This is a genomic window from Eisenibacter elegans DSM 3317 (assembly GCF_000430505.1).
GTDB lineage: Bacteria > Bacteroidota > Bacteroidia > Cytophagales > Microscillaceae > Eisenibacter > Eisenibacter elegans.
Map to the genome: position 1 here is coordinate 98,905 of NZ_AUMD01000011.1, position 24,552 is coordinate 123,456.

Below are 24,552 nucleotides of genomic sequence, written 5' to 3' on the forward strand. Positions count from 1 at the left end.
AAGGTGAGCGATTAGTTTTCAGAAACAAAGCCTTGTAAGCTTTTGGCTCACAAGGCTTTGGGGTTATTTAGTTAAGCTGTTTTTTCTTTTGGCGCTCTTTGCGCTTGTTTTCTACCAGCTTGTCATACTCTTCTTGAGAGTGTACGATGATATCGTCGTATTCGCGGACACCCGTACCGGCAGGGATTAAGTGCCCTACGATAACGTTTTCTTTCAAGCCCAAGAGGTAGTCGCGCTTGCCATTAATAGCGGCTTCGCTGAGTACCTTGGTGGTTTCTTGGAAAGAGGCCGCCGAGATAAAGCTGCTAGTACCGAGCGACGACTGGGTAATACCCTGAAGTGTAGGCATCGATACGGCAGTTTCGGCATCACGTACTTCTACCAATGCTAGGTCTTTGCGTTTGAGGCTGGAGTTTTCGTCGCGTAGCTCGCGGGCAGTAATGATTTGCCCAGGCTTGAAGCGGCTAGAGTTTCCGGCTTCTACCACGACCTTGCGGTTGAACATGCTGTCGTTTTCTTCGCGGAAGGTGAATTTGTCGACAATCTGTCCGGGTAGGAAGTTGGTATCTCCAGGCTCAACGATTTCGACTTTTTGCATCATTTGGCGAACAATCACCTCGATGTGTTTATCGTTGATTTTCACCCCTTGTACGCGGTATACTTCCTGAATCTCGTTCACCAAGTATTCTTGTACGGCAGTAGGTCCTTTGATAGAAAGGATGTCGGCAGGGGTAATGGCTCCGTCAGAAAGGGGCTGCCCGGCGCGCACAAAATCTTTATCTTGAACCAAGATGTGCTTTGATAGTGGCACCATATAACGCTTGCGTACGCCGTCACGAGATTCTACGAAAATCTCTCGGTTACCACGCTTGATTGTTCCGTACTCTACGATACCGTCAATCTCACTTACTACCGCAGGGTTTGACGGGTTACGGGCTTCAAAAAGCTCGGTTACTCGTGGAAGACCACCGGTGATGTCGCGGGTTTTACCAATAGCACGAGGAATCTTGGCCAGCACCTGTCCGGCTTTGATTTGTATGCCATCGTTGATGGCCAAGTGAGCGCCTACCGGGATGTTGAACGAGCGGATTTCGCCGCTTACCGTGTTGATATTGATGGTAGGGTTCTTGGTCTTATCTTTGGTATCGATGATGACTTTCTCGCGGAAACCAGTCTGCTCATCGGCCTCTTCTTTATAAGTAACGCCTTCGATGATGGCCTCAAAGTTGATTTCTCCATCGGCATCAGCCAAGATAACGGCGTTGTAGGCATCCCAGTAGCAGATAGACTGACCTTTGGTAACGGTTTCGCCTTCTTTTACTTTCAAGAATGCACCATACGGTACGTGGTAGGTAATGAGCACCTTGTTGGTTTCGGGCTGTACGATACGCACTTCTGTTGCACGACCCATCACCACTTCTACAGGCTCTCCTTCGGAATCTACGGTAGGTACGCTGCGCAGTTCTTCAAACTGTACAATACCATCGAATTTAGCCAAAATGCTTGCTTCAGAGATGATGTTCGAAGCCGTACCACCAAAGTGGAAAGTGCGGAGTGTCAGCTGTGTACCGGGCTCACCGATAGACTGTGCGGCGATGACTCCTACAGCTTCTCCTTTGTTGACCATTCGGCCTGTGGAGAGACTGCGTCCGTAACACTTTACACACACGCCGCGCTTGGCTTCGCAGGTCAGTACAGAACGGATTTCGACACCGTCGATGCTTGTTTCTTCAATACGCTCGGCAATCTCTTCAGTGATTTCTTCGCCTGAGGCTAGAATCAGCTCTTCGGTCAACGGATCATACACATCGTGTACTGATACACGACCGAGGATACGGTCGGCCAATGGCTCGATGATGTCCTCGTTTTCTTTGAGGGCAGTGATGGTAATGCCACGCAGTGTACCACAGTCTTCTTCATTGACGATAACATCCTGCGCTACGTCTACCAGACGACGGGTGAGGTAACCAGCATCGGCAGTTTTCAAAGCTGTATCGGCCAGACCCTTACGCGCACCGTGGGTAGAGATAAAGTACTCGATTACGTCCAAACCTTCTTTGAAGTTAGAGATAATCGGGTTTTCGATAATCTCCCCTACAGAGCCTTGGAGGTTTTTCTGAGGCTTGGCCATCAGACCACGCATACCGCCCAGCTGACGAATTTGCTCACGAGAGCCACGCGCTCCAGAGTGCATCATCATATAAATGGAGTTGAAGCCTTGCTTATCGTTCTCCATTTGGTTCATTAGGGTTTCAGTGAGCTGGATGTTGATACGTGTCCATACGTCAATTACTTTGTTGTAACGCTCGTTGTCCGTAATCAGACCCATTTGGTAGTAGTTCTGAATTTCTTCTACCTGCTCTTTGGCTTTATTTACCAGCTCATTTTTCTCCTCAGGGATGATTACGTCCCCAATACCGATAGAGAGCCCGCCTTTATAAGCCGTTTGGAAGCCAAGATACTTGATATCATCCAAGAATTTGGCGGCCTTGGTTACCCCGGCTACTTTGTAGACAAAGGCGATGATTTTCTGTAGCTCTTTCTTCGTAAGCAGCTTGTCAATAAAGCCGGCTTCTTCGGGTACAAACTGATTGAAGATGACACGTCCGGCCACTGTTTCAATCATTTTCACCTCATATTCGCCTGTTTCTTGGTTGCGCGTCTTGATTTTGACGTGCACATAGGCGTTTTTAGAAAGTTTTTTCTCATTGTAGGCAATTACCAGCTCTTCTGTAGAATAGAAGCGAAGACCTTCACCGGGGACTTTGTAGTCTTCGGTGCTGCGGCGGCCTTTGGTGAGGTAATACAGCCCCAGTACCATGTCTTGTGATGGTACGGCGATAGGCGCTCCGTTGGCAGGGTTGAGGATGTTATGCGATGACAACATCAACAGCGATGCCTCAGCAATGGCTTCGTGGCCAAGGGGTACGTGTACCGCCATTTGGTCACCGTCAAAGTCAGCGTTGAACGCCGTACAGGCCAGTGGGTGTAGCTGGATAGCTTTACCTTCAATAAGCTTGGGTTGGAAAGCTTGGATACCCAAACGGTGAAGCGTTGGAGCTCGGTTGAGTAACACTGGGTGTCCTTTGAGTACGTTCTCCAAGATATCCCAAACCACAGGGTCTTTGCGGTCTACAATCTTTTTGGCAGACTTTACCGTCTTCACAATACCGCGCTCAATGAGCTTACGGATGATGAAGGGTTTGAAAAGCTCGGCAGCCATATCTTTGGGCAGACCACATTCGTGGAGCTTCAGCTCAGGGCCTACAACGATTACCGAACGGCCGGAGTAGTCTACACGCTTACCCAACAAGTTCTGACGGAAACGGCCCTGCTTGCCTTTGAGCATATCAGAAAGCGACTTGAGGGCACGGTTACCATCTGCACGCACGGCATTGACCTTGCGCGAGTTGTCGAAGAGCGAGTCTACAGCCTCTTGGAGCATACGCTTTTCATTACGCAAGATTACCTCTGGGGCTTTGATTTCGATGAGGCGCTTGAGGCGGTTATTACGAATGATTACGCGGCGGTAGAGGTCGTTGAGGTCAGAAGTAGCAAAACGCCCACCGTCAAGAGGCACCAATGGGCGCAACTCAGGGGGAATGACCGGCACCATTCGGATAATCATCCATTCGGGGCGGTTTTCGATACGAGTTTTAGCATCACGGAAAGCCTCCACCACACGCAGGCGCTTCAAGGCTTCGGCTTTACGCTGTTGTGAGCGGTCTTTAGAGGCAGAGTCACGCAATTCGTAAGATAGCTCTTCCAAATTGATGCGGCTGAGTAGCATTTCCAATGCTTCAGCGCCCATTTTGGCAATAAATTTATTCGGGTCTGCATCGTCGAGCATTTGGTTTTCGCGTGGAAGCTTGTCCATATGCGCCAAATATTCTTCCTCGGTGAGGAAATCCAGTTGGTTGACACCTTCTTCGGCCAATGTTCCCGGTTGTACGACGACATAGCGCTCGTAGTAGATAATCTGATCTAGTTTTTTGGTAGGAAGCCCCAGGAGGTAGCCGATTTTGTTGGGCAATGAGCGGAAATACCAGATATGCGCTACAGGTACCACCAGCTCGATATGTCCCATACGCTCGCGGCGTACTTTTTTCTCTGTTACTTCTACCCCGCAACGGTCGCAAATGATGCCTTTGTAGCGGATACGTTTATATTTACCACAGTGGCATTCCCAGTCTTTTACCGGCCCGAAGATACGCTCGCAAAACAAACCGCCCATTTCGGGTTTGTAAGTACGGTAGTTGATGGTTTCGGGTTGGGTTACTTCCCCATACGAAGAGTCCAAGATAGACTCCGGAGAGGCCAAGCTAATGGTAATGCTCTTAAAATCGTGGGTGAGTTTTTTATTTTTTTTGAACGACATCTGCTGAAAAGTTTGTAGGGTTGATTGTATGCCTTTTGTGCCTGTTTACGTTCTTAAACAGAGTTGGGCACCGAAGGGGGAACTACCGCTTCGGTGCTGTACTCCTGCCAGAGGGTTACTCCAGCGTGATTTCGAGGGCGAGGCCGCGAAGCTCGTGTACCAATACGTTGAATGACTCAGGGATATTGGGGGTTGGGATATTTTCTCCCTTCACGATAGCTTCATAAGCTTTGGCACGACCGATAACATCATCAGACTTAACGGTCAGAATCTCTTGCAAGACGTGTGAAGCACCAAAGGCTTCCAATGCCCATACTTCCATTTCCCCGAAGCGCTGCCCACCAAATTGGGCTTTACCGCCAAGAGGTTGTTGGGTGATGAGTGAATAAGGGCCGATAGAGCGGGCGTGCATCTTATCGTCCACCAAGTGGCCGAGTTTGAGCATATAAATAATACCTACCGTAACGGGTTGGTCGAAGGCCTCTCCCGTCAAGCCATCATACAAGACTGTACGTCCAAATGCAGGTATTCCGGCGGCGGCTACTTCTTTGGCTACTTCCTCTTCGGTAGCGCCGTCAAAGATTGGGGTGGCATATTTCTTATTCAGAATCTTACCTGCCCAGCCGAGCATAGTCTCATAGATTTGCCCCAAGTTCATACGCGAAGGTACGCCTAGTGGGTTGAGTACAATATCTACCGGAGTGCCATCGGCCAAGAACGGCATATCTTCTTCGGGAACGATTTTAGAGACAACCCCTTTGTTACCGTGGCGACCGGCCATTTTATCACCCACACGTAGTTTACGTTTTTTGGCAATGTATACTTTGGCCAGCTTGACAATACCCGTAGGCAGTTCGTCTCCTACTTCGATGGCAAAGCGTTCGCGCTTGAAGTTGCCCGAAATTTCGTTGCGGCGTTTGTTGTAGTTTTTCACTAGCGCCACCAGCGTTTCGTTTGTATCGGCATCATCAGTAGCATTGTCGAGCAGTAGGTCACCGATGAGATTTACTTCTTCGGGTACGTTGTAGCTGCTCTCGTCGCGGAAGACGTTCTTATCAGGGAACAGATTCTGCTCTATATTTTTGCGAGTGAATTTCACTCCGCTGCTCATAATCTCTTCTCCAAACTTATGCTTGATACCCTTGCAGGTTTTGCCTTCGAGCAGGGTCGTTACTTTTTCAAGCATAATGTGGCGGATTTTGGTCAAGTCCTTGCTGTACTCGGCCATCAGGTCACGCACTTGTTGTTTGGCTTTATCGCGAGAGTCTTTGTCTTTTTTGGGTCTTGAGAAGAGCTTGGTCTCAATAATGACTCCGTTCATTGATGGGGGCGCCTTGAGAGAAGCATCTTTCACATCGCCGGCCTTATCTCCGAAGATAGCACGCAATAGTTTCTCCTCAGGAGTAGGATCACTTTCGCCCTTGGGCGTAATCTTACCAATCAGGATATCGCCTTCGCGTACACGAGTACCTACTGATACGATACCGTTTTCGTCGAGGTATTTGATAGCCTCTTCGCTAACGTTCGGGATTTCAGAGGTCAACTCTTCTTCCCCACGCTTGGTATCGCGTACTTCGAGGTCATACTCTTCGATGTGTAGTGAAGTCAGAATATCTTCGCGCACTACTTTTTCAGAGATAACAATCGCATCTTCAAAGTTGTATCCTTGCCAAGGCATAAAGGCGACCATTAGGTTGACACCCAAAGCCAGCTCTCCACCCTCAGTGGCATATCCTTCGCAAAGCACATCGCCTTGTTTGACGCGTTGCCCTTTGTGAACCATAGGCTTGAGGTTGATGCAGGTATCTTGGTTGGTACGGCGGAACTTCACCAAGTTGTAGGTAACGATGTTGTCGTCAAAAGAAATAAGGCTCAGTTTTTCGGTGTAGTCATATTGGATGGTAATCTTGGTAGCATCCACATAAGTTACTACGCCGTCGTGTTCGGCTACTACTAGTGCGCGGGAATCGAGCGCGGCGCGGCCTTCAAGTCCAGTACCTACGATAGGGGCTTGTGGGCGGAATAGAGGCACGGCTTGGCGCTGCATGTTTGAGCCCATCAAGGCACGGTTGGCGTCGTCATGTTCCAAGAATGGAATCATAGAAGCCGCCACCGATACGATTTGGTTTGGCGCTACGTCCATATAAGTCAGCGTATCCGGCTCCACCACAGGGAAGTCTCCCTCAAATCGGGCTTTGAGTCGGTCGCGCAAGAAGTTTCCTTTTTCATCGATAGGCAAGTTGGCCTGAGCGATGTAGTGGTTGTCTTCTTCTTCGGCAGTCAGGTAAATTAGGTCATCGGTTACCTTACCCTCTCGTACGATGCGGTAAGGGGTTTCGATAAAGCCCATACTGTTCACTTTGGCGTGTACGCAAAGCGAAGAAATCAGACCGATATTGGGGCCTTCAGGGGTTTCGATGGTACATAGGCGGCCATAGTGCGTATAGTGAACGTCGCGCACCTCAAAGCCTGCACGCTCGCGTGAAAGGCCTCCGGGGCCGAGCGCTGACATACGGCGTTTGTGGGTAATCTCAGACAAGGGGTTGGTCTGATCCATAAACTGCGACAGCTGGTTGGTTCCAAAGAAGGAGTTGATGACCGACGAGAGCGTACGGGCATTGATCAAATCCACAGGTTTGAAATCCTCATTGTCACGCACGTTCATCCGCTCGCGGATGGTACGCGCCATACGTGCCAAGCCTACACCAAACTGTGTATAGAGCTGCTCGCCTACAGTACGTACGCGGCGGTTGCTCAAGTGGTCAATATCATCGACCACAGCCTTAGAGTTGATAAGGCCGATAAGATATTTGATAATCGACACGATGTCCTCTTCTGTCAAGACACGTACTTCGCTGTCGATAGTCAGGTCAAGTTTTTTGTTGATACGGTAGCGCCCTACTTCGCCTAGGTCGTATCGTTTTTCGCTAAAGAACAAACTCTGGATCAGCTCTCGTGCCGTCTGCTCGTCAGGGGCTTCTGTGTTACGAAGTTGGCGGTAGATGGTCTCTAAGGCTTCTTTCTCAGAGTTAGAATTATCTTTTTGGAGCGTATTGTAGATGATAGAGAAGTCAGCAATATTGACATCCTCCCGGTGCAAGATGATGGTTTGGCTACCTGATTCTACGATTACCTCTACGTCTTCGGCTTCGATGATAGAATCACGCTCCAAGAGCACATCATTTCGGACAATAGATACTACCTCGCCGGTATCTTCGTCTACAAAGTCCTCTGTCCAAGTACGCAATACCCGTGCGGCTAGCTTACGCCCCACTACTTTTTTGAGGTTTTTGGCATTGGCCTCAATCTCTTCCGAAAGATTGAAGAGATCCAAGATTTGCTTGTCAGTACCATACCCAATCACCCGTAGGAGGGTAGTTACTGGGAATTTCTTTTTACGGTCGATATAAGCATACATGACGTTGTTTACGTCGGTCGTAAATTCAATCCAAGACCCTTTGAAGGGGATAATACGGGCAGAGTATAGCTTGGTACCGTTGGTGTGTTTGCTTTGCGCAAAAAACACCCCTGGAGAGCGGTGCAACTGAGATACAATGACCCGCTCAGCACCATTGATGACAAAAGAGCCTTTTTCGGTCATATAAGGAATATTGCCCAAAAATACCTCTTGCTCGATGGTCTGAAACTCTTCGTTGTCTTCGTCGTTACAAGAAAGACGGAGTTTGGCTTTGAGTGGAATGGAATAGGTAAGCCCACGGTCAATGCACTCATCAACGGAATACTTGGGAGGGTCTATAGAATAGTCCACAAACTCCAGTACAAAATTTTCGCGGGAATCTGAGATAGGAAAGTTCTCAAAAAACACCTTGAAAAGCCCTTCGTCTCTTCTTTCTTCAGGCGGAGTGTCTATCTGAAAGAAGTCTTTAAAGGATTGTAGCTGAATGTCCAAGAAGTCAGGGTAATCGACGATGGTTTTTACCTTGGCAAAACTGTGCCTTCCGTAGAGATGAGAAGTTTGCATCATAAGTTGTTAGCGCTTGGAGTAGGGAGGGGGAGAAAAGGGGGTGTCATAGCAATACATTTGGAGCTAACTAGTGTGTAGCCCCAAATGTTTTGAAATGACGAAAAGACCTGACTTTTGATGCCAGGTCTGAAAGAATTGCGCAATATATGAATATTTTCAAAGATTTCGCAATTCTGACGCGGTTATTTTAATTCAACAACAGCGCCGTCAGCTTCCAAAGCTGCTTTCAAAGCTTCTGCTTCGTCTTTAGAAACACCTTCTTTGATTGCTTTAGGAGCGCCGTCTACCATTTCTTTCGCTTCTTTCAAGCCAGCACCGGTCATTTCTTTAACCGTTTTCACGATTTTCAGTTTGTTAGGACCGGCCTCTTTCAATACTACGTCGAAAGAAGTTTGCTCAGCAGCAGCAGCAGCACCGCCATCGCCACCAGCAGGGGCAGCTACAGCTACAGCAGCAGCTGCAGGCTCGATGCCGTACTCATCTTTCAAGATGCCAACCAACTCAGTCACTTCTTTAAGAGACAAGTTTACTAACTTTTCAGCGAATTCTTTTAAATCTGCCATGATATTTGTGATTAAAATAAAATCGGTTAAAATGGGAATTTAAGCGTATAGGGGGGGGGGTTATTGAGCGCTGCCTTCTTCCAATTTCTTGGCGTAGGCTTCGAGCGCACCAGCAAGCTTGGCACCGCTGCTTTGCAAGGCAGAAGCAAGGTTTTGAGCAGGCGACATCAACATACCAGCCAAATCGGCGAGTAACTCCTCGCGAGACTTGATCTTGGTCAGCGCGTCTAAGGAATCGTCTCCATAATAAAATGAAGAGTCGATGGAAGCACCTTTGAGCACCGGTTTGTTAGCACCTTTTCTAAACTCCTTGAGCACCCTTGCAGGCAAGTTACCTGCTTCGTTGGTAAACATCACACCTGAAACACCTTTGAGCACCTTTTCATTGAAAGGTGTATAGTCTGTTTCGAGTGATTCTAAGGCTTTCTTGATGAGCGTGTTTTTGTATACTTTGTATTCGATGCCTTTTTCGAAGCAAGCGCGGCGGAAGCTATTGATTTGCTCCACGGTCATGCCTTCGGCATTGGCAATGTAGAAATACGTTGTATTGGCAAACTTCTCTTTCAGTTCTTCGATTACTTGAGCTTTATCCTCTCTTGTCATGATTCTATGCGTTTAGCGTCTACAAATTATAAGCCCGGAACAGTGCTTTTGTCCACTGCTACTGAAGGACTCATAGTACTGGAGAGGTAGATAGACTTCATGTAAGTACCCTTGGCGGCAGAAGGCTTAAGTTTGTTGAGTGTATTCAACAGCTCCATGGCGTTTTCTACCAATTGTTCGGGTGCAAAAGAAGCTTTTCCGATGCTGGCGTGAATGATACCGGTTTTATCAACTTTGAAGTCGATTTTACCAGCTTTTACTTCCTGCACGGCAGCACCTACATCCATCGTTACAGTGCCAGATTTGGGGTTAGGCATCAAGCCTCGAGGTCCTAATACGCGACCCAGTTTCCCTACTTTGGCCATGACAGTAGGCATGGTGATAATCACGTCTATGTCAGTCCAACCTTTTTCAATCTGCTCGATATAGTCATCTAAGCCTACGAACTCAGCGCCTGCGTTTTTGGCTTCTTCCTCCTTGTCTGGAGTACAGAGTACCAATACACGAACAGCTTTACCGGTTCCGTGTGGCAACGAAGCTACACCGCGCACCATTTGGTCGGCTTTGCGGGGGTCTACTCCTAAGCGTACATCAATATCGACAGAAGAATCAAAGCGGGTGTTGCTAATTTCTTTCACCACACGCACGGCCTCCTCCAAAGAGTAAGCCTTTGATTGGTCGTATTTTTGTAGCGCTTCTTTTTGTTTTTTCGTTAATTTTGCCATTTCTCCAAGTGGTTATCGGTTACTCGGTTTCCCATGGGGCTTTGCCTGTTACCTTTATACCCATACTACGGGCGGTACCGGCTACCATGCGCATGGCCGATTCAATCGTGAATGCATTCAAGTCAGGCATTTTGATTTCTGCAATCTCTCTGACTTTGTCCCAAGGCAGCTCACCAACTTTCTTACGATTGGGTTCGGCAGAGCCGGACTTGAGCTTGAGTGCTTCTTTAAGCAACACCGGAGTGGGAGGGGTTTTAATGATGAACTCAAAGGACTTGTCTTTGTAGTAAGTGATTACTACCGGCAAAACCTGACCCATTTTGTCCTGTGTACGAGCATTAAACTGCTTACAGAACTCCATGATGTTAATCCCTTTACTACCCAAGGCAGGGCCGATGGGGGGGGATGGGTTGGCTTGCCCGCCTTTAACTTGCAACTTTAAATACCCAAGAATCTCTTTTGCCATAGTTGTATGGTAATAAAGTATAAGTCAACTTATTTTGAATATATGAAGAGATTACGTGCTCACAATCAGGAAGCTACGCAGGGCAACAGTGTTCGCGGATATTGCCTTGCTGATGAACACGTAGAAGATGGGTGCGTATGGAGGTGGTAGTGTGCTAGTCTTGCTTTTCTACCTGCATATAGTTAAGTTCTACGAGCGTATTTCTACCAAAAATCTTCACCATTACATTCAGTCTCTTACGCTCTTCGAATACTTCTTGAACCACGCCCGTAAAATCGTTGAATGGCCCGTCGGTTACTTTGACGTGCTCGCCTACGATAAACGGCGTTTCTAGCTTCTCTTCTTCGTCCGACTTGGCGCTTACATTGCCAAGTATGCGGTCTACTTCGTCTTGGCGTAGCGGGATAGGCTCTTTAGATGCGCCGGCCTCGCTACCAAGGAAGCCGATGATACCGGGTACATTCGTGATTACGGGAATCACCTCTCCGTTGCTGAGATCAGCTTGGATGAGGATATATCCAGGCAAATAGCTACGTTCGCGTAGTTTCTTCTTGCCATTACGCACCTCATACACCTTCTCTGTTGGGATAAGGATTTGGGGTACGTTATCTTGCAGGTTTTTGCGGCTTAGCTCCAGCTCAAGATAGCCAATGGCTTTCTTTTCTTGGCCGGCAATAGACCTGACCGCATACCATCTGTAATCACTCATAGTTGTTGTATATCAGTAGCTTCTTAGAATGATTCGTAGAACCAATTCATAAACCCATCAAAGACAAAGTCCATGGCTCCGATGAGTAATGCAAAAATAAGCGAGGCAACCAACACTAGTGTCGAGTTGCTTTGTAGTTCGCTGTATTTTGGCCAAGTTACTTTGTAGCGCAATTCGTGAAATGAATCGGTTACAAATGAGATAAGCTTGTTCATGGGGAAAGTATTTGGCACGGGCGGAGAGATTCGAACTCCCATCAACGGTTTTGGAGACCGCTATTCTACCATTGAACTACGCCCGTAATTTGGGAGTGCAAATATAGCACTTATTTTGAGAATATAAAAGCGCCCTTGTGATTTTTTCCAAGGGCGCTTTTGGGCAATGAATATCTACTATGCGAGAATTTCAGTTACCTGACCTGCACCGATGGTACGGCCACCTTCACGGATAGCGAAGCGAAGACCTTTTTCGAGTGCTACGGCATTGATAAGGTTTACTGTCAAAGTGATGTTATCACCAGGCATAACCATTTCTACGCCATCAGGAAGAGAAATTTCACCAGTTACGTCAGTAGTACGTAGGTAGAACTGAGGGCGGTATTTGTTAAAGAATGGGGTATGACGACCACCTTCTTCTTTAGACAATACGTATACTTCAGCCTTGAACTGGAAGTGAGGAGTTACACTCTTAGGTTTGCAGATAACCATACCACGGCGGATTTGAGTTTTCTCAATACCACGTAGCAAGAGACCTACGTTATCACCAGCTTCACCACGGTCAAGAATCTTACGGAACATCTCAACACCAGTTACAGTTGACGTCAAGTCTTCTGCACCCATACCCAAGATTTGAACGGGGTCACCAGAGTTGATTACACCGCGCTCGATACGGCCTGTAGCTACAGTACCACGACCAGTGATAGAGAATACGTCTTCGATAGGCATCAAGAAGTCCTTATCAACAGCACGCTCAGGAAGAGGAATGTAGTTGTCTACAGCGTCCATCAATTCCATGATTTTGTCAACCCACTGTGCTTCACCGTTGAGGCCACCCAAAGCAGAACCTTTGATAACAGGGATGTCATCGCCAGGGAATTGGTAGAAGCTCAACAATTCACGTACTTCCATTTCTACAAGCTCGAGAAGCTCTTCGTCGTCTACCAAGTCTACTTTGTTCATGAACACTACAAGTGCAGGAACACCTACTTGGCGAGCCAAAAGGATGTGTTCACGAGTTTGGGGCATTGGACCGTCAGTAGCGGCTACAACAAGAATTGCACCGTCCATCTGCGCAGCACCAGTAACCATGTTTTTCACATAGTCGGCGTGGCCTGGGCAGTCCACGTGTGCATAGTGACGAGCAGCAGTTTGGTATTCTACGTGTGAAGTATTGATAGTGATACCGCGTTCTTTCTCTTCAGGTGCGTTGTCGATTTGGTCAAATGATTTAGCTTCTGACAAGCCTTTTTCTGCCAATACTTTAGTGATAGCGGCAGTCAGTGTAGTTTTGCCATGGTCAACGTGTCCAATAGTACCAATGTTCACGTGTGGTTTGGAACGGTCAAACGTTTCTTTAGCCATTGAAAATTACCGATTTAAAGTTTGAAAAAGTACAACCTATACAACCTTCAGAGCCAACGGGGGGAATTGAACCCCCGACCTCGTCCTTACCAAGGAAGCGCTCTACCCCTGAGCTACGTCGGCTAATGAATATGTTAAGATTAAGAAATTATAAGAGCGGGAGACGAGGCTCGAACCCGCGACCTACAGCTTGGAAGGCTGTCGCTCTACCAACTGAGCTACTCCCGCTTATAATATAGTGGTTTGGAGGTATATATAGGTGGTGGGGAGAGCAGGATTCGAACCTGCGAAGGTATACACCAACAGATTTACAGTCTGTCCTCGTTGGCCACTTGAGTATCTCCCCAAAAATAGTTCAAGATTTTTCTTGATTTTACAACACGATTACGTGTGTGTTGTAAAGTGGATGCAAAGTTAAGGGCTTTTTTTTTTAGTTGCAAACTTTTAGTTGATTTTTTTCAAACTATTTTCTTGCTTGCCCGTTTTGCTATTGTTTTAGCTTGCCGCTCCCTCTTTGGTAGGTATTTCTAGCTCATCAGGAGCAGGAATTACGGGGGCGCGGTCAGTGGTGTCGCTGATGCTTCGCTCCTGCTCTATGGGCAGGTTTAATTCTTCATCTACGGAGATTTCCATCAGGCTGTCCATCTGGGTCTCTTCAGTATTGGGGGCGTTATTGTCATTGGTGGCAACTTCTCCCCCGCCACAGGCGGTGCTTAGTAGTATTAAAGCGATGATAGGGAGGTAAAAATACTGCTTCATGGCGCTTTATGTGCTAATGTTCTGCAAAGGTACGCAGAGTTTTGTAAATATGGAAGTGTGTTTGGAAGGAAAGTTTGCTTTTTGTAGAATTAGAGCTCGAAGGCATCTCCTTTTTGGGGTACTTCTACTTGTGTATATCCCTCTTGAGCAAGGGTTTGGCGGAAGTCTTGCATGGCGTTGACTTCTCCGTGAACCAAGAAAACTTTTTTGAGTTGGTCGGTGGGTTGTTGCCTTACAAAGTATAGCAGGTCGTCCAAATCGCCATGGCCACTGAAGATGTCAATCTTACGGATGTTGGCCAAGACGGGTACTTCTTTGTTTTTGGCTATTTCTAGGCTTTTGCGTCCGTTGAGCAGTTCGTGGCCTAGGGTTCCCTCAGCAGCATAGCCAATCATGAGAATGGTGGCGTTGGGGTTTGAGAGGTTTTTGCGGACGTGATGCTCTACGCGGCCTCCGTGAATCATACCAGAAGAGGAGATAATCACACAGGCTTCGCGCTGGGTGGCCAGGGTCTTGCTGTCGCGCATATTCTCTACATATATAAGGTTCTCGAAGTCAAAGAGCTCAGTATTTTGTTTGAGGAAGTCTTGGGCTTCTTGGTTGAGCCACTTGGGGTAATGCGCATATACCTTGGTACTCATAAAAGCCAAGGGGCTGTCAGCATATATCTTGATGGGAGGCATCAGCCCCTGAGCGCAGAGTTTTTTGAGTGTATATAATAAGGCTTGTGTGCGGCCAACGCTAAAAGCCGGGATAATCAGCTTGCCGGGTTTGTCGATACAGGCTTCTTTGATGATATCATAGAGTAATTTCTCCGGACTCTCAGTGTCTTCATGGCGGCGGCTGCCGTAGGTGCTTTCGCTAATAAGGTAATCGACCTGAGGCATGGGGTGTGGATCGGGCAGTAGCGGATAGTTGAACCGACCTACGTCTCCTGAGAAGCAGAGGCGCTTGGTTTCTTCTCCTTCTTTTACTTCTATCACTACACTGGCTGCGCCCAGTAGATGCCCTGCGGGCAATAAGGTGAGCCAGGCATCCTTGGTGAGCCGAATGCGTTGAGAAAACGGCACGACTTCAAAATGGCTCAGCGCCGAGGCTACGTGCGGCAACATATAGAGGCGGTCAGTATTGATATCGGGGCTGAAGCCGCGTTTTTTGTTGCGGGCGCGGTATTTTTCCTTCTCAGCGCGTTTGAGCTTGCGCATATTGAGCGAGGCGGCATCTTCCAGCAGGAGCTGGGTCAGGTCACGGGTAGGAGCCGTACAGTATATTTTCCCTTCAAACCCTTCGCGGATGAGATTGGGTAAGAAGCCGGAGTGGTCGAGGTGGGCGTGGGTCAACACAACGGCATGTATCTGGGAGGCTTCAAAAGGGAATAGCCCATAGTGAGCTGTTTCAACAGCTTCGCCGTGTGCCATATCCATTCCACAATCTATCAAAATGTTGTACTCACTCTCAAGGGTGAGCAAAAACATGCTGCCGGTTACTTGTTGGGCAGCGCCCCAAAAGGTTAATTTCATACCAAACGTAGTTTTGAGCTTGGCTTGGGATAAGCCAAGGCTTTGCAAATAACGGATTTTTTGGCTAATATTTATGACTGTGTGATGCCCAATCAAAATTAGTTTGGGGGCTGTACGTGCGGAAAGCCCTTGGGCATCAAGAAAATCAAATCCAGTGAATCTTCCAATCCAGTCAATCTTAGGATAAACAATAGGCTAGAGCTATCGGCTTGATGTGAGCGTGCTTTAGCCCCTGTTGTTTGATATAGTTGGGGGCTAAGGGCGCTACAGAAGTTTTTGCCTTCAAAAAGCAAAGCCCCCCCCATCTGTTTGTGGGGTGGGGGGCTTTATGAAATGTAGCTCAGAGTCAGTCTTTGGGGCACTTAGATTTGTGCTTCAAGTTTTTGCGCCAATACATTTTTGGGTACTACACCGATTTGCTTGTCTACCACTTGGCCATTTTTGAAAATCAGCAGGGTAGGGATGCTGCGTACACCAAACTGCATAGAAGCGTTAGGGTTATTATCTACATCAAGCTTTGCGATGACGGCTTTTCCTTCATATTCACCGGCTAGTTCTTCAATGGTAGGAGCTATCATTTGGCAGGGGCCACACCATTCGGCCCAGAAATCTACCAAGACAGGTTTGTCACCACTGATGACTTCCTGAAAGTTTGCATCGGTAAGTTCTAATGCTTTTCCCATGTCGGTATTTATTAATTAAGGGGGGTAATAGAGAATATTCATAATCAATACATCTTTGATAGCCAAAAAGTTCAAACCAAGGATGCGCCTTCGCTCAACTAGATTGCCCGTTTATTTGGCAGTTTTGCAGATAATACCGTACTTTGGCCTCTATGAAAGTATCAGCAGAGATAGCACAGATAACAGCCGCTTTTGGCAAGCAGTTGCGGGTGCGTGTCAGCGGTATTTGTGTGGTGGCAGGCGAATTGCTGTTGGTCAAGCATACCCACATTGGCCGAGGCGGCTACCTGTGGGCTCCGCCCGGAGGGGGGATGCAATATGGCGAACCGGCAACTCAAGCGCTACAGCGGGAATTTTTGGAAGAAACCGGCCTAGAGGTAGGCGTTGGGTCTTTGCTTTTTGTGAATGAGTACCTCGAAGCACCCCTACACGCAATGGAGCTGTTTTTTGAAGTACACATTACCGGAGGGGCACTTACCCAAGGCCAAGACCCTGAGCTGGGAGCAGAGGCTCAAATTATCCGAGAGGTTGCCTTTATGCCTTGGGAGGCGCTCAAGGCTGAGCCGCCGTACTGCCTACACAGCCGCCTGCGCCAAAGCAACACCTTGGCTGAATTTGGCCAAAGCACTGGCTATTTCTTTGCAAACAGCTAGGCCAGACAAAAAAAGTTTTGGTCTCTGATATGGCGAGATTTATAAATTTTTTATTATTGCAATCAAAAAAAAGCTCCAATGAACACAAAACTCATTACTTATCTCCTGTGGATACCCATCATTGGCCTAACCGTATGGTTGATTTTGGCCATCAAGGCTCCCATCGACCAACAGGCCGAGATCAAACGCATCGAAGAAACAGTCGTACGTAAGCTCGAAATTGCCCGCCAACTCCAATTGGCCTACATCAGCCAGAAAGGCGAGTATGCCGCTACTTGGTCAGAGCTCATCGGGTTTTATGAGCAAGGGCAGTTTGTCTTGACACAACGCCGCGAGCGCGACCTAGGCAATGACAGTGTGCTGGTCAAAATCGATACCTTGGGCTATGTAGCTGTCAAAGACTCTTTGCCTAATGTATACCGTAACAACAAAAACCTACAGGCAGATCGCCGGGAGGCCTATATCCGTGTCCTAGAAAATATCCGTGCGTTGCCTGTGTTGCCTCATACCGACAAGCGCCTACTGATTGGTGCAAAACGCATCGATGTGAGCGGTGTGAGCGTGGCGGTATTTGAAATCAAAGACCCTGAACCTATCAACCCCGATCGCCGTACAGGCAAAGACAACAAACAACCACTTCGCGTAGGCTCACTAGATGAACCTACTACCGCCGGTAACTGGGAATAACATTTGGAAACATACAACGACGTATTTGAAAAAAGGCTCAGCGTGCGTGCCGAACGCTTTGACGTAGATGCTATCGCTGAATATGACTTATTCCTCTCCATTGGAGAGGATGCCTTTCGGTTTGCCGTGATAGATGCCTCTACCAAGCAGTGTCTCTATCTGGAAGATTATGCCTTTTTCAAAAAACTCTCCAAGGAGGAGCTGATTGCAGTGCTTAACCGTATTTACGAAAATCACCTGTTCTTGAAAGCCAACTACTGGAATAACATCCGGGCTGCTTTTCGTAATACGCCTTTTACTTTGGTGCCCAATGAGTTGTTTGACTCCAAGGCCAATCGAAAGTACTTGCGCTGGATTAGCCCTCCACTCCCCAACGAAGAGGTGTGCGCTACCCCCCAACAGGTAATCGATGCACATACACTCTTCAAAGCTCCCAAAGAACTGGTTCTGTGGCTCGAAAACATTGCCTACCCTTCGCGGCAGGTGCAGTTTTCTCACGCGGTTTGTAGCTTTTTAGAGGGTATTTTTAAGTATGATTACAATGCCACCCCTGTACAGTTTCACGTAGCGGTAGAAGCCAATCAGTTTTTTATTGCCGTTACACAGGGCAGTACTTTGGAGTACTGTAATATGTTCCAATACCGAACGGCGCAAGATTTTATCTACTATCTGCTCTTTGTGATAGATGAGTTGAAGCGCGACCCGGCTACCTGCCATGTCAATTTTTTGGGTCAAATCAACCGCCAGTCTAAGGTATATGATATCGCCTATCGCTATATTAAGCACCTACACTTCCACGAGCGACCTGCATTGGGCATTACTTTTGATCATAATTTCGACAATGTGCCGTCTTATCAGTACTTCAACCTCCTAGCCATGCACTTGCTCTAGGCCTGTGTTGAGGTGATTATATCCATAATGTCTACTCAAGCCACTGATAACCTTTACGACCTTGCCATTATAGGAATGGGGCCAGTAGGGCTATTGGCGGCTAATTTTTTTGGGCAAATGGGTTGGCGGGTTTTGGCCATCGAGCGCCATAGCCACCCAGTTGATTTTCCGCGAGCCATTCACCTCGACACAGAGGCTGTACGCCTACTACAGATGGTTGCATTGTCTGCAAAAATGTGGTCTCAGCTCAAGCCAAGTAGTGGTTTAGAGCTGCGCAATATCCACAATCGCTTGTTGCTCAAAGGACAACTGGCAGGGTTGAGCGGCTATGGAAGCAATAGCTACCTGTTTTTCCAACCGACTTTAGAACAATGTCTGAGAGAGGGCTGCAAGCGTTTTGCGCAGGTAACCTTGCGTGAGGGGCTTTTACTTCAGGAAATCGAGCAAGAGGGGGAGGTGGTGAGCCTGATAGCCCACGATACACAGGGGTTGAAGCACTTGCTTCGGGCTAGGTATGTGCTAGGCTGTGACGGAGCCAACAGTACTGTGAGACAGTTGATAGGCAGGCCTTTGGTACGGCTGCCCTACCAAAGAGTCAACCTGAAGGTAGACGCAATACTGTCAGATCGCTTGCACAGCCAAGAAGACCCAACCCAAGGAGCCGTACAGAAGTTTTGCCACCCTACGAGGGCGTGGGTTCGGATGGCAGGCATAGCAGGGCATAGGCGTTGGGAGTTTACCCTCTCCAAAACCCAGCAGCAAGAAACCGCCGACCCTGCGGCTCAGGCACTGGCGTTGTTGCAGACCTTGAGGGTCGAAACACAAGACCTGACCCTACTACACGTAGCACAATACCGATTTGAGGGGAGTTTTTGTACTCGTTGGCAAAACAACCGGGTTTTTCTGGCCGGAGATGCCGCCCATACCACTCCGCCTTATATCGGGCAAGGGATGTGTGCCGGATTTAGAGATATTGCCAACCTAAGCTGGAAACTACAGGCTGTCCATACACAACAAGCGGACAAAGCGCTGCTGCAGACCTATACCTCGGAGCGTCTGCCCCACGCCATCAAACATACGTCCTTGGCGATATTGGTAGGCCTATTGTTTACCACTCCTTTGTATAGAGTGCTGGAGTTGCTACAATTTTGGCCATGGGCAAAACGAAAGCTACACACCCTACCCATCCCTTTTGAGCGCTTAGGAGCCGGCTTTTGGGGCAAAGGGAAGGCGCGGCGGCAGCTTTTTCCCCAATGGCGCGACGAGTCTGGAGCCTTATCAGATGATTTTTTGGGGCAGGGCTGGTCTTTGGTTTGTATGGAAGGGAACTGTACCGAAAAGATTGTCCAAGAAGCCGCCCGCCTTGGAGTAATCGTATGGGTGGCTTCGCAGCCGGCAGAGATAGCCATAAAAAAGGCGCTCAACCAGTGGGTCAAGCGCCAAAAAGCAGTATATTTTTTACTTCGCCCCGATAAGTATGTCTATGCTTCGGGTAAAAATGCCGCCCAAGTTTGGGCTCAATATCCATTGAAAAACAACAACTAGGCCACGACGCGTTTTTGGGGCTTGGGGTGTAGCTTGCTAGAGACTCCTTGAACAGGTTTGGTAGATGCTTTATTGGCTACTTTTTTGTTTTGTTTTGAAAGTACCCAAAGCTTGGCAATCGCCTTGACATTGCGCCGATAGGCCACCCAAGCAAAGATGACAAGGAGCACAATGTTCACCGATGTCAATCCTAATGCAAGTTTTCCCATCGTAGTATTAAATTTTGAGTGAGTAAGGGTTAGTATATCAAGTCGTTGTTGTAACACTGATTTAGTTTGGAAAAGTTCCAAATAAAAACGACTCCTTGCTACAACTCACTATGATGGAGTCTAAACTATCGACGCTTACAAAGGCTGAGGCTTATTCCTTATTTGCTAGGGGGGTACGAAAACTTTGCCCCCCACGGTGTTGGCCGTAGGGGGCGATTTGTGATGAAGTTATTCGGCTATCTGAGGCCCTTGCCATTGTTCGGGAGCCTTGCGCCAAGCATTCAAAGAGCTGGCTATTTCGGGAGAGAGCTGATGTTGGGTTTTGTATAGCTCTAGTAGCGAAGGGTAATCGCTCAGTGTATAGTGGGTTACTTGCGCCTCAGCAAAGCGCTGGATGGTCTGTTGGAAGGCATAGCTAAAGATAGCTACCAACCCGATGACCTGTACTCCAGCTTCGCGTAGGGCTTCTACGGCTTGCAAAGAGCTACCACCAGTAGACACCACGTCTTCAACAACCACAACCTTCTGGGCGCTTTCTACTTTGCCCTCCAATAGGTTGGCCATGCCGTGTCCTTTGGGCTTGGAGCGCACATATACCAAGGGCAAACCCATCGCGCCGGCAATAAGGGCGCTTTGGGGAATGCCGGCTGTGGCTACGCCTGCAATGGCTTCTACTTGGGGAAAGCGTTCTCGAATGATATTGACAAAGCTCTCCGTGATTTTGCTACGGACTTCGGGGTAGGAAATTGTCAGACGGCTATCGCAATAGATAGGAGCCAACCAACCCGAGCTCCAACGAAAGGGTTGCTCAGGCTGTACCCGAACGGCATCTACTTCTAATAAATATTTTGCTATCTCACTAGCAATCTGAGGGTTAGCTATATGTGTGGACATAATGATGGCGCGTTTTAGTTCCCAAAAAAATTGGTTAGCTTTGCAAAGATAACTTTTCCCGACCGAATTACGATGCATATCTTCATACACGAAACCCAAATCAATCTTTATGATATTGATGACCGCCAGCGCTTGCCCAAACACGATCTTTGGATCAATATGCCCGAAGAGGCACTGATTTATGAGACCCTCATAGGGGATGTGGCTATTTGCAATGCATCTGATTTGCTGATTCAGGTGTTGCTTTCGGCTATTTTGCAGCGGCGTTTTCCGGCCTTACATACGCTGAGCCTGTTGGTAAAACACCCCCGGCGGGTAGCCAAGATGATTCGAGCAGAGTTTACCCTGATGCATGCTGCCGGAGGCGTAGCCCGCAAAGGGGAGCAGTACCTGATGATTCACCGTTTGGGCAAATGGGACCTGCCCAAGGGCAAACTCGAAGCAGGTGAAAAGTTTAAGGAAGCCGCCGTACGTGAAGTAGCCGAAGAATGTGGCATTACAGTGGCGTTGGGCAAAAAAATAGCCACAACATGGCATTATTACACCCAAGACCATACGCCCATCCTCAAGAAAACCAACTGGTATGCGATGGAGTCAGTCGATGAGGCGGCGCTCAAACCACAAACACAGGAGGCCATCGAGGAAGCAGTATGGATGAGCAAGGCCGAGGTCAAAAAAGCACTCGAAAATTCTTATCGAAGTATCGTATTTGTGATGGAAAGCTATTTTGAAGCAATCAGCAAGCGAAAATCCAAACCCTAGCCTCAGCGCTTCAGCCTATACCCAAGCCCCGAACCGTCGGCCTATATTTGGCGGCGGTTTTTGTTTGGAGCCAAAAAAACCGCTAGCACAAAGGGTACTAACGGATTCACAAAAAAACAGGCAGGAAGCCTTTTCAGCAGGCATTTATTCGCCTTTTTTCTTGGCAAACTCTTCCTTGATAGCCTCTACGTCTACACGACGGATTACGGGCTTACGGCTGAGAATCTTTACTTTCTCGACACGGTTGGTAGCGCGTGCCTTATTTTTTTTGTCTTTGCGTTGCAATCGAGTTACCGCCATGACTGTTTCAGATTTGGGTGAATGTAAATGTGAAAAGAGCTACGATGATGCGTATTTGAATGATTTCCCCTTTATGCCCCGCGCCTTCTTCACTGAATTAGAGCTAAAGCTAACCCACACAGGGGTAAGGGGATGCAAATATAGGGCTTTGTGTGCAAACATCCAAGATTGCCTTAAAGTTTCGGTATTGCACTCATAAAAAACGATATTTGTTGATGTCTGAGTGCAACCTCTGCGCAAAGCGATTGTCTTTGAGTTAGAAGAAGGCTTTTGGACGAAAGGCAAAGCAAATGTTGCGAATACAAAAATCAGTGGCTTTGAATCAAGCATATCTATATCCACATCAAAAGTGGGTAGATGCCTGCCGGCAAGGAGACCGAGCGGCACAGTACTACATCTATAAACAATATGCCAAGGCGATGTTTAATGTGAGTATGCGCATACTCAATGACCAAGCCGAGGCAGAAGATGTATTACAAGAGGCGTTTTTGGATGCGTTCCAAAAAATCGACAGCTTTCAAGGGGAGGCTACCTTTGGGGCTTGGCTCAAGCGTATTGTGGTCAATAGGTCTATCAACCAATTGCGCAAACGCAAAGAGCAAAGCAGCCCGCTTGACGAACAGGCAGAGGTGCCCGATGAGCCAACTCCCGATGAGGACGACCTTGCCCTCGAAGTCGAAAAGGTTCATAGAGCTATGGCGCTCTTGCCCGACGGCTTCCGAACGGTACTCTCTTTGTACCTCATCGAAGGCTATGACCACGCCGAGATTGCCCAAATCCTACAAGTTACTACTTCTACCTCTAAATCGCAGTTGAACCGAGCTAAAAAGAAGCTCCTCGAAATACTCAAAAGCTTATGAACACATCAGACCAACCCAAAGGACGCTTGGAAGAGTTCTTTCGTGATCACAAAGAGGCTTGGGATACGCACGAACCCTCAGATAGGATATGGATGAATATCGCCCGTAAGCTCGACGAAGAAACATATCTGCCTGCAACAAAGCCTAGCCCTTCCGAAACCATCACTATTCGCCTACACAAGCGTACCCTATGGCGCGCTGCAGCTGCGGTAGCGGTCTTTGTCAGCAGCTTTAGTATATACCAATGGAGTGCGGCGCCATTGATGCCTCTCAGAGATACCCCAATAGAGATTGTTGCTCAAAACGAAGAAGAAGCCGCTAACATCCAAACTAGTAGCGCCAACAAGACAACGACCAAGCTGCCCAAGCATGTCAGACAAGAGCTAAAGGAGGCCGAGACCTACTATGCCTCTCTAGTATCACAAAAACAGGCTGAAATCAAGGCACATCTTGTACAGACAGACGAAATGGATACTGACTTGGCGCTGGCGCTCGACGAGCTAGACCAGATGTATAAGGAGCTCAAAAAAGAGCTACCCCAAACACTGGAGCAAGACCGTATCGTGGGGATGATGATAGAAAACCTGCAAAAACGGGTAGAACTCCTCAACCGACAACTACAGGTATTGCAGAAGATAGAACAAATGAAAACATCTCAAACAAATGGAACAAATGAAAAAGTGGCTATTTAATGGGGTTCTATACGGACTGGCCTATGGCACCCTCTTGCTCTATGCAACTACACTTCAGGCGCAAATAAGCCAAACAGTACTCCAAAAAAACTACCGTGTCAACAAAGGAATGTCTGTTGCGATAGATAATCGTTATGGTACAGTAGATGTACTGACCAATAACGGGAATGAACTGAAGGTTACAGTTACAATCGTAACCAAAGCCGCCACCCAAACCAAGGCCCAAGCAGTTTTTGACAATATCAGCATCAATGTAGACGACCGCATTGCGCTCAACCCCGCCAATCCCATTAAATTTACAACCCAGATAGGCAAAATTCCTAACAATGTCGATTTTGAGGTCAAGTATAAGGTCGAAATACCAATGTATCTCAATATCAATATCTCCCAAAAATACGGAGCGGTTTACATGGCCAATCATAGCGGAGAATCCAATATCAATATTGCCTATGGTACATTTGTAGGTAAAGCTTTGACCAATGCCAAAAATATACTGATCTTGGCCTATTCTGATGGAGGCCTGGAGCAATGGGGTGGCCAAGACCTAACGCTCAAATACTCCAAACTACGCTTGGGCACAGCTAATACCCTCAACTGCTTGTTGAGTTATTCCAAATGCGAAATAGAAGAAGTACAGGAGGTTTTGGGCAACATCCGTTATAGTGAGCTCAAACTCGGGAAGGTAGGCTCGCTGCGCGGAACATCAGCCTACTCAGGGGTGCAAATCAAACAACTACTCAAGATTTTGGCGCTTGAGGCCAAATACAACAGCGCGTTGAGCGTTACAGAGATTAATTCAGGGTTTGAGTTGGTAGAGCTGCTCCTTCAATACACCAACAGCCAACTTAATTTTGCCTCAGGTAGTGGCTATGAGTTTGATGTGGTGCTGAAATATGGCTCTTTGGGAGGCAATACCAGCCAATGGAAGTTCAATCAAAAGATAGTACAAGACTATACCTCGACGTATAAGGGGGTTTTTGGGAATGGTAAAGCACAACTCAAGATTGATGCGAAATATGGGAATATCAAAATAGAACAGCGCTAAGAGCAACAACAAAAGGCCGGTGCGCAATTGAAGCACCACACCT

At 47.7% G+C, this 24,552-nt stretch carries 23 protein-coding genes and 4 tRNA genes; 8 read left to right on the plus strand and 19 right to left on the minus strand.

Annotation, left to right across the window (positions count from 1 at the left end; all coding sequences use genetic code 11):
• Positions 1–67: 67 nt before the first annotated feature.
• The 16 genes from rpoC to trxA all read right to left on the minus strand — a co-directional run bounded on the left by rpoC (position 68) and on the right by trxA (position 15,971).
• The gene (gene rpoC, locus G499_RS0101070; protein WP_026998405.1) at positions 68–4,378 is read right to left on the minus strand and encodes a DNA-directed RNA polymerase subunit beta'; all 4,311 of its coding nucleotides are present in this window, start codon (positions 4,376–4,378) and stop codon (positions 68–70) included.
• A gap of 115 nt (positions 4,379–4,493) precedes the next feature.
• Entirely contained in the window at positions 4,494–8,360 is a 3,867-nt protein-coding gene (gene rpoB, locus G499_RS0101075; protein ID WP_026998406.1) for a DNA-directed RNA polymerase subunit beta, read from the minus strand.
• A 185-nt stretch (positions 8,361–8,545) separates the two neighbouring features.
• Positions 8,546–8,926 (minus strand): 50S ribosomal protein L7/L12, encoded by a 381-nt coding sequence (gene rplL, locus G499_RS0101080; protein ID WP_026998407.1) that lies wholly within the window; start codon positions 8,924–8,926, stop codon positions 8,546–8,548.
• Between the two features lie 60 nt (positions 8,927–8,986).
• On the minus strand, positions 8,987–9,529 hold the full coding sequence (rplJ, locus tag G499_RS0101085; RefSeq protein ID WP_026998408.1) for a 50S ribosomal protein L10: 543 nt from the start codon (positions 9,527–9,529) through the stop codon (positions 8,987–8,989).
• A gap of 26 nt (positions 9,530–9,555) precedes the next feature.
• On the minus strand, positions 9,556–10,254 hold the full coding sequence (rplA, locus tag G499_RS0101090) for a 50S ribosomal protein L1 (protein WP_026998409.1): 699 nt from the start codon (positions 10,252–10,254) through the stop codon (positions 9,556–9,558).
• 19 nt (positions 10,255–10,273) lie between these two features.
• Positions 10,274–10,720 (minus strand): 50S ribosomal protein L11, encoded by a 447-nt coding sequence (gene rplK / locus G499_RS0101095; protein ID WP_026998410.1) that lies wholly within the window; start codon positions 10,718–10,720, stop codon positions 10,274–10,276.
• Positions 10,721–10,874: 154 nt separating this feature from the next.
• The gene (gene nusG, locus G499_RS0101100) at positions 10,875–11,429 is read right to left on the minus strand and encodes a transcription termination/antitermination protein NusG (RefSeq protein WP_026998411.1); all 555 of its coding nucleotides are present in this window, start codon (positions 11,427–11,429) and stop codon (positions 10,875–10,877) included.
• 23 nt (positions 11,430–11,452) lie between these two features.
• Positions 11,453–11,644 (minus strand): preprotein translocase subunit SecE, encoded by a 192-nt coding sequence (secE, locus tag G499_RS0101105; protein WP_026998412.1) that lies wholly within the window; start codon positions 11,642–11,644, stop codon positions 11,453–11,455.
• A 12-nt stretch (positions 11,645–11,656) separates the two neighbouring features.
• A tRNA-Trp gene (locus G499_RS0101110) sits at positions 11,657–11,730 on the minus strand.
• Between the two features lie 91 nt (positions 11,731–11,821).
• A complete protein-coding gene (gene tuf, locus G499_RS0101115) occupies positions 11,822–13,009 on the minus strand; it encodes an elongation factor Tu (RefSeq protein ID WP_026998413.1) in 1,188 nt (395 codons plus the stop codon).
• 51 nt (positions 13,010–13,060) lie between these two features.
• Positions 13,061–13,132, minus strand: a tRNA-Thr gene (locus G499_RS0101120).
• A gap of 32 nt (positions 13,133–13,164) precedes the next feature.
• Positions 13,165–13,237 (minus strand) — tRNA-Gly (locus tag G499_RS0101125).
• Between the two features lie 32 nt (positions 13,238–13,269).
• Positions 13,270–13,355: transfer RNA gene (locus G499_RS0101130), tRNA-Tyr, on the minus strand.
• Positions 13,356–13,504: 149 nt separating this feature from the next.
• Positions 13,505–13,768: a hypothetical protein gene (locus G499_RS0101135; RefSeq protein ID WP_026998414.1), complete on the minus strand. Its 264-nt coding sequence runs from the start codon at positions 13,766–13,768 to the stop codon at positions 13,505–13,507.
• 89 nt (positions 13,769–13,857) lie between these two features.
• Entirely contained in the window at positions 13,858–15,288 is a 1,431-nt protein-coding gene (locus G499_RS0101140; RefSeq protein WP_026998415.1) for an MBL fold metallo-hydrolase RNA specificity domain-containing protein, read from the minus strand.
• A gap of 362 nt (positions 15,289–15,650) precedes the next feature.
• Positions 15,651–15,971 (minus strand): thioredoxin, encoded by a 321-nt coding sequence (gene trxA, locus G499_RS0101150; RefSeq protein WP_026998417.1) that lies wholly within the window; start codon positions 15,969–15,971, stop codon positions 15,651–15,653.
• A gap of 152 nt (positions 15,972–16,123) precedes the next feature.
• Between trxA and G499_RS0101155 the strand changes: the two genes are divergently transcribed.
• The 4 genes from G499_RS0101155 to G499_RS0101170 all read left to right on the plus strand — a co-directional run bounded on the left by G499_RS0101155 (position 16,124) and on the right by G499_RS0101170 (position 19,747).
• Complete coding sequence (locus G499_RS0101155; RefSeq protein ID WP_035726229.1) at positions 16,124–16,624, plus strand: NUDIX domain-containing protein; 501 nt, start codon at positions 16,124–16,126, stop codon at positions 16,622–16,624.
• Positions 16,625–16,702: 78 nt separating this feature from the next.
• On the plus strand, positions 16,703–17,311 hold the full coding sequence (locus tag G499_RS0101160; protein ID WP_026998419.1) for a hypothetical protein: 609 nt from the start codon (positions 16,703–16,705) through the stop codon (positions 17,309–17,311).
• A 3-nt stretch (positions 17,312–17,314) separates the two neighbouring features.
• Positions 17,315–18,202, plus strand: a complete 888-nt coding sequence (locus G499_RS0101165; protein ID WP_026998420.1) for a DUF3822 family protein — start codon at positions 17,315–17,317, stop codon at positions 18,200–18,202.
• Positions 18,203–18,229: 27 nt separating this feature from the next.
• Positions 18,230–19,747 carry a bifunctional 3-(3-hydroxy-phenyl)propionate/3-hydroxycinnamic acid hydroxylase gene (locus G499_RS0101170; protein WP_081413583.1) on the plus strand — a complete coding sequence of 506 codons (1,518 nt, stop codon included), beginning with the start codon at positions 18,230–18,232 and terminating at the stop codon, positions 19,745–19,747.
• Here the strand turns inward: G499_RS0101170 and G499_RS0101175 are convergent.
• A complete protein-coding gene (locus tag G499_RS0101175) occupies positions 19,744–19,956 on the minus strand; it encodes a hypothetical protein (RefSeq protein WP_026998422.1) in 213 nt (70 codons plus the stop codon). The genes G499_RS0101170 and G499_RS0101175 overlap by 4 nt on opposite strands.
• A 228-nt stretch (positions 19,957–20,184) precedes the next feature.
• Positions 20,185–20,850 (minus strand): orotate phosphoribosyltransferase, encoded by a 666-nt coding sequence (gene pyrE, locus G499_RS0101180; protein WP_035726348.1) that lies wholly within the window; start codon positions 20,848–20,850, stop codon positions 20,185–20,187.
• A 72-nt stretch (positions 20,851–20,922) separates the two neighbouring features.
• Between pyrE and G499_RS0101185 the strand changes: the two genes are divergently transcribed.
• The gene (locus G499_RS0101185) at positions 20,923–21,612 is read left to right on the plus strand and encodes an NUDIX hydrolase (protein ID WP_026998424.1); all 690 of its coding nucleotides are present in this window, start codon (positions 20,923–20,925) and stop codon (positions 21,610–21,612) included.
• 144 nt (positions 21,613–21,756) lie between these two features.
• On the opposite strand, the gene G499_RS22075 is transcribed toward G499_RS0101185, so the two are convergent.
• Positions 21,757–21,912, minus strand: a complete 156-nt coding sequence (locus G499_RS22075) for a hypothetical protein (RefSeq protein WP_169721314.1) — start codon at positions 21,910–21,912, stop codon at positions 21,757–21,759.
• A gap of 290 nt (positions 21,913–22,202) precedes the next feature.
• Between G499_RS22075 and G499_RS0101195 the strand changes: the two genes are divergently transcribed.
• From G499_RS0101195 to G499_RS0101205, 3 genes are read left to right on the plus strand one after another with little or no spacing between them, the layout of a single operon-like run.
• Entirely contained in the window at positions 22,203–22,772 is a 570-nt protein-coding gene (locus tag G499_RS0101195) for an RNA polymerase sigma factor (protein ID WP_026998425.1), read from the plus strand.
• Positions 22,769–23,464, plus strand: coding sequence for a hypothetical protein (locus G499_RS0101200; protein ID WP_026998426.1), 696 nt, complete (start codon positions 22,769–22,771; stop codon positions 23,462–23,464). The genes G499_RS0101195 and G499_RS0101200 overlap by 4 nt, the downstream gene beginning before the upstream one ends.
• The gene (locus G499_RS0101205) at positions 23,445–24,509 is read left to right on the plus strand and encodes a hypothetical protein (protein WP_154658268.1); all 1,065 of its coding nucleotides are present in this window, start codon (positions 23,445–23,447) and stop codon (positions 24,507–24,509) included. Before G499_RS0101200 ends, G499_RS0101205 begins: the two co-directional genes overlap by 20 nt.
• Positions 24,510–24,552 lie beyond the last annotated feature (43 nt).